This is a genomic window from Streptomyces sp. NPDC046931, from assembly GCF_040644655.1.
Classification (GTDB): Bacteria; Actinomycetota; Actinomycetes; order Streptomycetales; family Streptomycetaceae; genus Streptomyces.
Genome location: NZ_JBEYWX010000014.1, coordinates 200,642 through 212,042 on the forward strand (window position 1 = coordinate 200,642; position 11,401 = coordinate 212,042).

9 protein-coding genes and 1 pseudogene are annotated in these 11,401 nt (G+C 71.9%); 5 read left to right on the top strand and 5 right to left on the bottom strand.

Annotated elements, in window-relative coordinates:
* Positions 1-116: 116 nt before the first annotated feature.
* On the top strand, positions 117-1,673 hold the full coding sequence (locus ABZ876_RS24155; RefSeq protein WP_361784836.1) for a phospholipid carrier-dependent glycosyltransferase: 1,557 nt from the start codon (positions 117-119) through the stop codon (positions 1,671-1,673).
* Here ABZ876_RS24155 and ABZ876_RS24160 read toward each other — a convergent pair.
* Positions 1,651-3,097 (bottom strand): annotated as a pseudogene (locus ABZ876_RS24160) (M1 family metallopeptidase). The gene ABZ876_RS24155 and the pseudogene ABZ876_RS24160 sit on opposite strands and share 23 nt — an antisense overlap.
* A gap of 281 nt (positions 3,098-3,378) precedes the next feature.
* Between ABZ876_RS24160 and ABZ876_RS24165 the strand changes: the two are divergent.
* Together ABZ876_RS24165 and ABZ876_RS24170 are read left to right on the top strand one after the other, a co-directional pair.
* Positions 3,379-4,341: a Gfo/Idh/MocA family oxidoreductase gene (locus tag ABZ876_RS24165; protein WP_361784778.1), complete on the top strand. Its 963-nt coding sequence runs from the start codon at positions 3,379-3,381 to the stop codon at positions 4,339-4,341.
* 3 nt (positions 4,342-4,344) lie between these two features.
* Positions 4,345-5,310 carry an ATP-dependent DNA ligase gene (locus ABZ876_RS24170; protein ID WP_361784781.1) on the top strand — a complete coding sequence of 322 codons (966 nt, stop codon included), beginning with the start codon at positions 4,345-4,347 and terminating at the stop codon, positions 5,308-5,310.
* A gap of 63 nt (positions 5,311-5,373) precedes the next feature.
* On the opposite strand, the gene ABZ876_RS24175 is transcribed toward ABZ876_RS24170, so the two are convergent.
* The 3 genes from ABZ876_RS24175 to ABZ876_RS24185 all read right to left on the bottom strand — a co-directional run bounded on the left by ABZ876_RS24175 (position 5,374) and on the right by ABZ876_RS24185 (position 7,936).
* The gene (locus ABZ876_RS24175) at positions 5,374-5,745 is read right to left on the bottom strand and encodes a DUF6479 family protein (RefSeq protein WP_361784784.1); all 372 of its coding nucleotides are present in this window, start codon (positions 5,743-5,745) and stop codon (positions 5,374-5,376) included.
* A 161-nt stretch (positions 5,746-5,906) separates the two neighbouring features.
* Positions 5,907-7,217: an MFS transporter gene (locus ABZ876_RS24180; protein ID WP_361784787.1), complete on the bottom strand. Its 1,311-nt coding sequence runs from the start codon at positions 7,215-7,217 to the stop codon at positions 5,907-5,909.
* 107 nt (positions 7,218-7,324) lie between these two features.
* Entirely contained in the window at positions 7,325-7,936 is a 612-nt protein-coding gene (locus ABZ876_RS24185; protein ID WP_361784790.1) for a LysE family transporter, read from the bottom strand.
* Between the two features lie 67 nt (positions 7,937-8,003).
* Here ABZ876_RS24185 and ABZ876_RS24190 point away from each other — a divergent pair, with 67 nt between their 5' ends.
* Positions 8,004-8,924: a LysR family transcriptional regulator ArgP gene (locus tag ABZ876_RS24190; protein WP_361784793.1), complete on the top strand. Its 921-nt coding sequence runs from the start codon at positions 8,004-8,006 to the stop codon at positions 8,922-8,924.
* Positions 8,925-8,973: 49 nt separating this feature from the next.
* Here ABZ876_RS24190 and ABZ876_RS24195 read toward each other — a convergent pair whose 3' ends face one another.
* The gene (locus ABZ876_RS24195) at positions 8,974-9,837 is read right to left on the bottom strand and encodes a hypothetical protein (protein WP_361784796.1); all 864 of its coding nucleotides are present in this window, start codon (positions 9,835-9,837) and stop codon (positions 8,974-8,976) included.
* Positions 9,838-10,155: 318 nt separating this feature from the next.
* Here ABZ876_RS24195 and ABZ876_RS24200 point away from each other — a divergent pair, with 318 nt between their 5' ends.
* On the top strand, positions 10,156-11,355 hold the full coding sequence (locus tag ABZ876_RS24200) for an ABC transporter substrate-binding protein (RefSeq protein WP_361784799.1): 1,200 nt from the start codon (positions 10,156-10,158) through the stop codon (positions 11,353-11,355).
* The last annotated feature ends 46 nt before the right edge of the window (positions 11,356-11,401 follow it).

Sequence of the window (11,401 nt, forward strand, 5' to 3'; positions counted from 1 at the left end):
CCGCTGCCTTCGGTGCCGCGTCGGACGGCGGGCATGAGGGCCGGCTCCGCCGGGAGCGGCTGCGGCGCCACCGGCGGCCGCTGCTCGCGCTGCTGGTGGTCACCCTGCTCGCGCAGATGGCGGTCGCGATGGTCACCACCGCCGTACGGCAGACGCCCACCATCGACGAACCGGTCTACGTGGGCACGGCGGTGGTGTACGCCCGGGAGCACAGCCTGCGCTTCAACCCGGAGCATCCGCCGCTCGGCAAGCTGATCGTCGCGACCGGCGCGGTGTTCGCGCATCCGCGCCTGAAGCCCGGCTTCGAGGGCGACCAGGGGCAGTTGGGACGGCGGCTGCTGTACGAGTCCGGCAACGACCCGTGGCGGGTGATGTTCTGGGCCCGGCTGCCGGTGATGGTGGTGACGCTGCTGTTCGGGCTGGTCGTCTTCGGGTTCGCGCGCGACCTCGCGGGACGGCTGGGCGGGCTGGCGGCGCTGGCCCTGTACACGTTCTCCCCGGACCTGATCACCAACGGCTCCCTGGCCACCCTGGACGTGCCCGCAGCGGGATTCGTGGTGACCGCGGCGTGGATGCTGTGGCGCGCCCGGCGACGGCCGCTGCCGTATCTGCCGCTCGCCGGTGCGGCGGCGGGTGCCGCCGTCGCCACGAAGATGAGCACGCTGCCCGCGGTCCCCGTCCTGCTGGCACTGGCCGCCTGGTCGTACTGGCGGGCGACGGGAGGTACGGCTCCCCGGTGGCGGCGTACGGCGCACGCCCTGGCGGCGGCGGCCGGGGTCGCGCTGATCCTGGTGGGAGTCGTGTGGGCGGTGTATCTGGCCGTGGATCCCCGGCTGCGGTGGACGACACCCGCGGATGTGCCGGCGGTGCACGGCCTGCGGGGCATGCTGATCGACTGGCTGCCGTTGCCCGACGCGTACCGCGACGGGATGCGGATCCAGTTCGGCTTCGAGAACGCGCGATGGCGCGGCTATCTGCTGGGCCGCCTCTACACCGGTGCCCTGTGGTACTACCTGCCGGCCGCGCTGCTGGTGAAGACGCCGCTCGGCATGCTGGCGCTGTGGCTGGCCGGCGCCGGCGCCATGGCGGCGGTGCCCCCGCTGCGGGCCGCCGTGCCGTATGTGCTCGTGGTACCGGCGGTGCTGCTGGCCGCGGCCATGCAGGGCTCGCGCGACCTCGGGGTGCGCTACGCCCTGTTCGTTCCGGTGTTCCTGGCCGTCGCGGCCGCCTGTGTGCTCGCTCTGCGACGGCGGTGGGCGTACGCCGTGACGGCGGTGCTCGTCGTGTTCGTCGCGGTCAGCTCACTGCGGACCTACCCGTACTACCTGCCGTACTCCAACGAGGCCTTCGGCGGTCCCTCGAAGACCCATCTTAGGCTCCACGACTCCAACGTCGACTGGGGCCAGGACCTGGGGCGGCTCGCCGACCGGCTGCGCGAGCGCTACCCGCGGGAGCGGGACGTCTGGCTCGTCTACAAGGGCAGCGGCGTGCCCTCCTGGTACGGCATCCACGGCCGCGACCCGCTGAAGGTGCCGCCGGACCGGGTGCACGGACTGCTCGTCGTGTCCGACACGTCGATCGCCAAGGCCGAGGGCCGGCTGAAGCGGCTGATCCGCGGCAGCACGGCGATCGACGACATCGGTCACTCGATCACGATCTTCCGGCGCCCCTGAGCCGGGGACTGGACGGCTTGCCCGCGGCGCCGATCCAGGTGTGGAACAGCGCGCCCAGGTCCTTGCCCGACAGCCGCTCCGAGAGACGGACGAACTGTGCCGTGGTGCCGTGGCCGCCCCGGTGCCCGGCCGCCCAGGCGCGCAAGATGCGGAAGAAGACCGGGTCGCCGACGGCCGTGCGCAGCCGGTGCAGGGCCATGGCGCCCCGGGCGTAGACGGGTGTGTCGAAGAGGTGGGCCCCGCTGCCCGGATCGGCGGGCGGGAAGGCCCACAGGCCGTCGCTCGCGGGGCGGGCGTAGAGCGCGTCGAAGGTGTGCTGCGCCGTCGCGCCTCCGTGCTGTTCGCCGTAGAGCCACTCGGCGTAGGTCGCGAAGCCCTCGTTGAGCCATATGTCCTGCCAGCGGACCAGACCGACCGAGTCGCCGAACCACTGGTGGGCGCTCTCGTGGACCAGGGTGCTCAGGTCGGGCGCCCGGTCGTAGAGGGGCCGGGTCTGCGTCTCCAGCGCGTAGCCGACCTGCGGGGCCTTGTCGACGATTGCTCCGGCCGCGCGGAAGGGGTAGGGGCCGAAGAGCCTGCTCTCCCAGGCGAGGACGGACGGCAGCTTCTTGAGGACGGGGTCCGCGGCGGACGCGGTACGCGGGTCGACGGCGTTGTAGACCTCGATGCCGTCCCGGGTGGTGAAGTGTTCGACCTCGAATCTCCCGACGGTCGCGGTGGCCAGGTACGCGGCCATGGGTTCCGACTGGCGCCAGTGGAAGGTGGTGTGCCCGTGGGCGCTCTTCCGGCCGAGGAGGACACCGTTGGAGACGGCGGTGCGGCCCTGCGGGACCGTGATGGTGATGTCGTACGACGCCTTGTCCCGGGGGTGGCCGTTCGTGGGGAACCAGGTCATGGCGCCCTGCGGCTCGCCCGCCACGAACGCGCCGTCGTCGGTGGGGCCAGCCGTCGAGCGAGCCGTCGGGGTCGGTGACCGGCCGGGGCCTGCCCCGGTAGCTCACGGCGACACGGAAGTCCTGGCCCCTGCGCAGCGTGTGCTTCGGGGAGACGAGGAGTTCCTGTCCGTCGCGGCGGAAGGACGCCTTCATGTGGTCGACGGTGACCCCGGTGACCGTCAGGCCCTTGAGGTCGAGGTCGAAGCGGGTGAGGCGCTGGGTGGCCCGGGCACGCAGAACGGCCTGCCCGTCGAGATGGCCGCTGCCCGGGTCGTAGCCGAGGGTCAGGCCGTAGTGACGGACGTCGTAGCCCCCGTTGCCCTCGAACGGGAAGTACGGGTCTCCCGCGCCGGACGAGCCCACGGTGCCGGCCGCGGTGGGCCCCGCTGCCGCAAGCAGGGCGGCGAGCGCCACGGGGACCGTTCCTGCGACGGCCTGCCGGGGAAGGACGGTGCTGCGTCTGCGGGTCTGCCGACGGTGTGGCGTCACGGTGACTCCTGTGGAGGTGGTGGCCAACGGCCGTCAGCCTAGGGGGCCGGCGTTGCTCCGGAATCACCGGTGTTTGGTCAAGTCCTTTGAATTTCAGGCCCGTTGAACACACATCGCGAGGCGGATCCGCTCATACCCCTACTCTTCAAGCCCGTGCTGCCAATGCCCGTTTCCGCTGCCGTTTCCGCCAGTGCGGGTTCCGCCGATGCGCGTGCTGCCGATGCCCGCTCCGCCGATGCCCGTTCTGTTCAAGCCCGCGGAGACGTGATGGAGTTCGTTGCATGACTGACCTGCTGCCACCGTGGACCGGGGAACCTGTGAGGGTCGGGCTCGTCGGCGCCGGGCCCTGGGCGCGCGCGGTGCATGCGCGGGTGCTGGCGGCCGGGCCCGAGACCCGTCTGACGGCGGTGTGGGCGCGCCGCGAGGAGGCGGCCCGCGAGATCGCGGCCCTCTACGGTGCGAAAGCCACCACCCGGTTCGAGGAACTGCTGGACGCGTGCGAGGCAGTGGCCTTCTCGGTCCCCCCGGCGGTCCAGGCCGAGCTGGCCGGGCGAGCCGCGGGGGCGGGCAAGGCCCTGCTGCTGGAGAAGCCGCTCGGACCGGATCTGCCCTCGGCGCGGCGGCTCGCGGAAGCGGTCGGGGAGGCGGGTGTCGTCTCGCAGCTCGTTCTGTCCCACCGTTACCACCCCGCGGCCCGTCGCTTCCTGGCCGCCGCGCGGCAGACGGAGGTCGCCGGCGCGCGCTCCCACGGGTTGAGCGGCGCCTTCCTGGGCGGAGACTTCGCGACCCCGTGGCGCCTGGAGCACGGTGCGCTGCTCGACGTGGGGCCGCATCTGCTCGACCTGCTGGACGCGGCGGTCGGTCCCGTCGCCCGGGTACGCGGCACGGGAGATCCCCGGCACTGGATCGAGCTGACGTGCGAGCACACCACGGGGGCGATCAGCCAGTGCTCGCTGTCGGGCTCGGTGAACGTCCCGCAGGGCGGCACCCGCATCGAGCTGTTCGGACCGCGGCCTCCCCTCGTGTACGACTCCGACGGGCTCGACTACGAGGAGGCCTGGCCGATGCTGCGGCGCGAGTTCGCCACCGCCGTGCGCGCCGGGGTGTCCGGCGAGCTGGACGCCCGGCGGGGGCTGCGACTCCAGGAGCTGATCGCTCAGGCCGCACAGGGACAGCTCAGGCGCCGTTCAGGGGAAAACGCCGGGCCGGGGCGCGTGGCGGCGCCCGGTGGCGTCCACAACTGACCCGTGAGACTTCCGCTGATCGCCCCCATGCTCGCCACTCCCGGCTCGCTGCCGCCCGCCCGGCAGGACGACCGTTGGGCGTACGAGACCAAACAGGACGGTCAGCGAGCGGTGGTCTATCTGCCCGGTGACGGCAGCCTGGAACTGCGCGCCCGGTCCGGGGAGGTCATCACCGGGGCGTATCCCGAACTGCGTCCGCTGGGAGGCGTCCTGGGTGCCACACCCGCCGTGCTGGACGGGGAGGTGGTGGCGCCGGACCAGCGGGGGCGGGGCGACTTCCAGCGGCTCCAGTCCCGTATGGGGCTGGCCCACTCCCCGGCGCTGGCGGCGCGCCGCGCGGCGCAGACGCCCGTGCACCTGGTGCTGTTCGACGTGATGTTCCTGCGGCGGGACCTCACCGCGCTGCCCTACGCACGGCGACGGGAGGAGCTGGAGGCGCTCGCGCTGGCCGGGCCGCACTGGTCGACCCCGGGCGCGATCGTGGGACACGGCGCCCAGGCCCTCGAGGCGACCCGGGAGAACGGTCTGGAGGGGCTGGTGTGCAAGCGGCTGGACTCGGTGTACGAGCCAGGGGTGCGGTCCCGGTCCTGGATCAAGATCCGCAACGTACGGGCCGTGGACGTGATCGTCGGCGGCTGGCTGCCAGGCCAAGGCAGGCTGTCGGGCCTGCCGGGGGCGCTGCTGGTGGGGCAGCGGGAGGCGGGGCGGCTGCGCTATGTGGGCCGGGTGGGGACGGGCTGGAGCGAGGCCGAGCGAGTGGAGCTCGCCCGGATGCTTCAGGGCGTGGAGTCACGGGTGTGCCCCTTCGACCGCGACCCCCGGGTACCGGGGGCCCGCTGGGTCCTGCCGAGACTCGTGGGCGAGGTCCGCTACAGCACCCGCACCCGGTCCGGTCTGCTCAGACAGCCGTCATGGCTGCGGATGCGACCGGACCTGACGCCGGAGGAGTCGGCGGCCGATCTGCCGTGACGGGCGCCGGGGCCCGGCGTCCCGGACGCGCTGCTGTGGCGTGCCGGGGCGGTGGCCGGCCGCTCAGTGGTGGCCCGGGCCGCCGCTGCCGAACGCGCCGCTGGAACCGGGGAGCCAGCGTTTGCGGTGCTGGTCGTCGCAGCGTTTGCTCGCCGCGTGGTGGAGCTGGTACGGCATGAGGCGTTCGCTCTCCTGCGCGGCGTGCGGTACCTCTTCCGGCTCCCGGACCTCCCGTTCCTCGAGGACCGCGCCGCCGTCGGGCAGGTGGGGCTGCTCCTCCGGGGTGGGTGGTTCCGGTTCCTGGTCCCGTACGGTCATGCCGACCCGTACGGCCCAGATCAGTGCCCCGGAGACGACCATGCCGCCGATGAAGGCGACGAACACGTTGATCTGTTCCTGCGATACGGCCAGGAGTACAAAGCTCACCGTATTCATGACCTGACCATACCCCCGCGGAATGGGAATCGCCCCCGGGAATTCCTGGGAATTGCCCGGGAATCCCGGGGAAACCGCTGGAAGTACGGGTGCCGTGCGTCCGGGGATTCGTCCGGGGAAGACCGGTCCCGCCGGCCCTGTATTCCGCGATGGGGTGCCGGTCAGATCCGGTAGTCGCGCAGTGCCGGTGTCGCGACGGCGAGACCGAGGGTGGCCAGGACGACCAGGAGGCCACCGCCCGCGATGGCCGCCCGGACACCGAGGGCCGAGCCGACCGTGCCGTGCAGGACGTCCGCGAGACGCGGGCCGCCCGCGACTACGACCGTGAACACGCCCTGCATCCGGCCGCGCATCTCGTCGGTGGCGGCCGACAGCAGGATGGCGCCGCGGAAGACCATCGAGACCATGTCCGCCACTCCGGCGGCGGCCAGGAAGGCCACGGCCACCCAGAGGTTGGTGGTCAGCCCGAGGCCGGCGACGGCCGCCCCCCAGGCGATCACCGACACGATGACCATGAGACCGTGGCGGCGGGCGCGGGAGAAGGTGCCGGACAGCAGGCCGCCCAGCACCGCGCCGATCGGAATGGCCGCGAACAGCAGTCCCAGGGCGAGGCCTTCTCCGTAGGACGCGTAGGTACGGGCGGCGAGTTGCGGGAACAGCGCCCGGGGCATGCCCAGGACCATGGCGATGATGTCGGCGAGGAAGGACAGCAACAGCACCTTGTGCAGGGAGATGTAGCGGAAGCCCTCGGCTATCGCCTGCCAGCCGGCGCTGTTCTTCGCCGCCGTCGTCAGGGGCGGCAGAGCGGGCAGCCGTATCACGGCCCACACCGTCGCGCACAGGGCGACGGCGTCGATCAGATAGAGCTCGGACAAGCCGATCACAGGGATCAGGACACCCGCCAGGAGGGGGCCCGCCACCAGGCCGGTCTGCATGACGGTGGAGCCGAGCGCGTTGGCCGCGGGGAGTTCGTCCGCCGGGACCAGGCGGGCGATGGAGGCGTTGCGGGCCGGTGAGTTGAGTCCGAAGAAGGCCTGCTGGAGGGCGAGCAGCGCCATGAGCACGAACACCGAGTCCAGACCGATGGCCGCCTGGACCCAGAAGAGCACGGACGTGACGGCCAGACCGGAGTTGGTGAGCAGAAGGAGTCTGCGACGGTCCATGCTGTCGGCGATCGCACCGCCCCACAGGGCGAACAGCGCGAGCGGCACGAGGCCCGCCAGGCTCGCGTAGCCCACCCACGCCGAGGAGCCCGTGATGTCGTAGATCTGCTTGGGCACGGCGACAGCGGTGAGCTGGCTGCCGACCGACGTGACGATCGTCGAGGACCACAGGCGGCGGTAGGCGGGACGGCGTAGCGGCCGGGTGTCCATCGCCCAGCGGCGCCAGCCCCGTCCTCTCGCTCCCGTCCCGTTCTGCCCGTCGCCCTGCGCCGCTGTTCCGTTGTCGGTGGTGCTCTCGCTCGTGTCCACGGACTTCCTAGCTGCCTCGTACACCTTTTGATTCCCGGTTCACTATCACCGATGGGCTGGTGCTCCCCGCGCGGGGCGGCCCCGTCGGCTCGGGCCCGGCTTCGGGTTCAGGCTCCGGCGATCAGCAGGCCGCCGGTTGTGATCATCGTCACCGCGACCACGGCGTCCAGCACGCGCCAGGCGGAGGGGCGGGACAGGTAACGGCCGAGCAGCCGGGCGCCGAAGCCGAGGGAGGCGAACCAGCTCAGGCTGGCGAGGGCCGCGCCGAGCCCGAACGTCCAGCGCAGCGGGCCGTGGCCGGCCGCGAGGGAGCCGAGCAGGAAGACGGTGTCGAGGTAGACGTGCGGGTTGAGCCAGGTCATTGCCAGACAGGTGAGCACGGCTCGCCTGCGGGAGCGCTCGGAGGCGCCCTCCAGGAGCAGGGCCGAGGGCCGCAGCGTCCGGCGGGCGGCCAGGGCGCCGTAGACCAGCAGAAAGACGCCGCCGATCAGGCCGACCGCGGTCAGCGCCCCGGGCCGGGACACGACGACGGCGCCGACCCCGCCGACGCCGAGCGCGATCAGCGCCGCGTCGGACAGGGCGCAGATGCCGACGACGGCGAGGACGGCGTCGCGGCGGAGTCCCTGGCGCAGGACGAAGGCGTTCTGGGCGCCGATCACGACGATGAGGGACAGTCCGGTGCCGAATCCGGCGACGAGCGCGGTCAGTGCGTGGGTCATGACAGGCACGCTAAGGAGGAAGAGTTTCGGAAGTACAGCTAAAGATCCTTACGTATCCTTAGCGCTCGTGATGTGGGAGCTCCCTCTGGACCAGGTACGGACGCTGCTCGCGGTGGTGGACGAGGGCACGTTCGACGCGGCCGCGCGCGCCTTGCACGTGACGCCCTCGGCGGTGAGCCAGCGGGTCAAGGCGCTGGAGCAGCGGACCGGGCGGGTACTGCTGACCCGGACGAAGCCGGTGCGGCCGACCGAGTCGGGTGAGGTGGTCGTACGGTTCGCCCGCCAGCTCGCCCGGCTGGAGCGGGACGCCCGCGCCGAGCTGGGTATGACCGGTACCGGGGAGACGACACGGCTGTCGATCGCGGTGAACGCGGACTCGCTGGCGACCTGGTTCCTGTCGGCGCTCGCCCGGGTGCCCGAGGATTTGCGGATCTGCTTCGAACTGCGCCGCGAGGACGAGGCCCACACGGCCGCGCTGCTGCGCGAGGGGCGGGTGATGGCCGCCGTGACGTCGTCGCCGGAGCCGGTGGCGGGGTGCAGCGTGCGGCAGCTGGGACGGATGCGGTACCTGGCCGTGGCGAGTCCCGGGTTCGTCGACCGGTGGCTGGGCGGATGGCCCGAGGTGCCGCTGCGCGAGGTGATCGGCGACGCGCCCGTCGTCGCCTTCGACCGGCGCGACGAATTCCAGGACCGCTTCCTGCATGATCTGCGGACCGCCGAAGGAGCGGGCACGCGGCGTCACTTCGTGCCGACGTCGGAGGGGTTCGTCTACGCCGTCGCGGCCGGAATGGGGTGGGGCCTGGTGCCCGAGCAGCAGGCCGGGCCGCTGCTGCGGACCGGGCGGCTCGTGAACCTGGCCGCGGACCGGCCGTCGGACGTCCCGCTGTACTGGCAGCAGTGGAAACTGGAGTCCGCCGCGCTCGCGGCGGTGGCCGAGACGGTCGCGGCGGCGGCCGCGGAGGCGCTCGGCGCGGCGCCACGCGCCTGATCCGGCGACAGGGGTGCCGGCCCACGCCGGGCGGTGGCGCTCGGTCGGGTCAGCCCTCCGCGACGACGAGGACGAGCGGGATGCCGTCGCACGGGACGAGCCGCATTCCCTCGTGGCGGTCCGGTCGCGCCTCGGTGAGCAGGGCGCCGAAGTCGGGGCCCTTGGTGAGCGAGCCGGCCAGGTGGGCGGGGTCGGCCGAGGCCGCCACCCGTCCGCGTGCGTTGACCAGGTGCGCCGGCCCGGGCAGCCCCTGGAGCAGCGGCATCACGGCCGCCTCGAAGTGCCGCAGATAGATGTCGGCCGCAGCGACCCCGGCGAACCGGCCCGCCAGGTGCACCGGCGCTGACAGGGTCAGGCTGTACTCGTCGGAGCAGAGATAGTCGACGTACGGTCCGGCGACGGCGCGGCGGCCGGTGTCGCGGGGCAGCGTGAACCAGTCCCAGTGCGTGTAGTCGGAGTACGCGGACTGCCGCGGATCGAGGTCCAGCAGCAGCGGCCGGACGACCCCGTCGGAGCCGCTCTGCCACCACTCCAGCCAGGCCGGCGCGTCGTCGAGCAGTCCCGGGACCGTCACGAAGCCGACGCCGGAGACCAGTTCCTGCCGGGCGAGGTCCCCATGGAGGCCGGGGCGCAGCTCGGCGAGGTCGGCGGTCACGGGGGAACGGCCCTGGGCGGCGATACGGGTCAGCAGGGCCGTGGTGTCGGCCCGGACCCGGGACACGGTGTCGAAGACGGCTTCCAGGGTGCCGCGGACCCGGGCCGCCACGCCGGCCTCCGTGTCCGTGCCGAGCGTCGCCGTGGCCGCACCCGTGCCACGGCCGCCGTCTCTCACGGTGGGGCTCGAGCCCGTCGGGACGGCCTGGGGGACGGCGAGGCACGGCGAAGAGCCGGTCTGCTGCGGGAAGTCGGGCATGACCTCGACCGTATACGCCCGGTTCGCTTCACCGCATCTTGACTCTCCGTCAACTGGCTCTACACAGAGGCAAGTTGATCGAAATGGCGACGCTCCGTATGGTGTGGGCCACCCCAGTCCGGCCGACGGCGTCACCCTGCCCCGCGGGCGGACTGCCGGGCCCACAGCCAGCCCCGTCCCGACGCCGGATGCCGTGCACGGCCGCACCGCCGCGATCTCCGTCCGCGTCGCATCCTGCTCGCCCCACGCACCCGCTGCCACCCGCCGCCACACATCCGCCCCCGATTCCCCCCACTCCCCCACACCGTGGAGATTTCCGTGCGCCTGAACAGATCCCTGAAAGCGACGGCCGCCGCCTGCTCACTGCTGCTCGTCAGCGCCTGCGGGCTGTTCGCCGAGTCGGACGCGTCCTCCTCGGCGGGCTTCGACCCACCTGATCTCAAGGCGCAGTCGACGCTGGGCTCCACGGAAGGCCGGCTGAATCTGATCGCCTGGGCGGGTTATGTGGAGGACGGCTCCACGGACCCGAAGGCCGACTGGGTCACCCCCTTCGAGAAGCAGACGGGGTGCAAGGTCAGCAACAAGGTGGCGGCCAATTCGGACGAGATGGTCAAGCTGATGAAGACGGGCGCCTACGACGCCGTCTCCGCGTCGGGTGACGCCTCCCTCAGGCTCATCGCCTCCGGCGAGGCGGCGCCGGTGAACACGGATCTGGTGCCCAACTACAAGGACGTCTTCTTCGGGCTGAAAGACCAGATCTGGAACTCCGTCGACGGCACGGCCTACGGCATCCCGCACGGCCGGGGCGCCAATCTGCTGATGTACAACACGCGTGAGGTCTCCCCCGCCCCATCGTCCTGGTCCGCGGTGTTCGACGACGCCTCCCGGTACAAGGGACATCTCACGGCGTACGACTCGCCGATCTACATCGCGGACGCGGCTCTCTATCTGCGCGAGACCCGGCCGGGGCTCCGCATCGAGAATCCGTACGCGCTCGACCAGGAACAGTTCGACGAGGCCGTCGCGTTGCTGAAGAAGCAGCGTCCCAGCGTCGGCGAGTACTGGAACGACTACCTCAAGGAGATCTCCGCCTTCAAGAGCGGCGACTCGGTCATCGGCACCACCTGGCAGGTCATAGCCAACCTGGCACGGAGCGAGGGCGCCAAGGTCAAGGCGGTCCTTCCGCAGGAGGGCGCGACCGGCTGGTCCGACACCTGGATGCTGTCCGCCAAGGCGAAGCACCCCAACTGCGCGTACAAGTGGATGAACTGGATCATCTCTCCCAAGGTCAACGCGGAGGTCGCCGAGTACTACGGCGAGGCACCCTCCAACATCAAGTCCTGCGACGAGACCAGCGACCCGGCGTTCTGTGACACCTTCCATGCCACCGACGAGAGCTACTGGAAGGACATCGCGTTCTGGACGACACCGATCGAGCAGTGTCTCGACGGCCGGACCGACGTCAAGTGCGTGCCGTACTCGCGGTGGGTACAGGCCTGGACCGAGATCAAGGGCTGACACGTCCCCGGGGGTGAGGCCCGCCGTGCCGCGCGGCACGGCGGGC

Coding starts and splice junctions, on each gene's coding strand:
- ABZ876_RS24165 (WP_361784778.1), top strand. CDS start 3,379: ATGACTGACCTGCTGCCACCGTGGACCGGGGAACCTGTGAGGGTCGGG.
- ABZ876_RS24185 (WP_361784790.1), bottom strand. CDS start 7,936: ATGACCCACGCACTGACCGCGCTCGTCGCCGGATTCGGCACCGGACTG.
- ABZ876_RS24175 (WP_361784784.1), bottom strand. CDS start 5,745: ATGAATACGGTGAGCTTTGTACTCCTGGCCGTATCGCAGGAACAGATC.
- ABZ876_RS24195 (WP_361784796.1), bottom strand. CDS start 9,837: ATGCCCGACTTCCCGCAGCAGACCGGCTCTTCGCCGTGCCTCGCCGTC.
- ABZ876_RS24155 (WP_361784836.1), top strand. CDS start 117: ATGGCGGTCGCGATGGTCACCACCGCCGTACGGCAGACGCCCACCATC.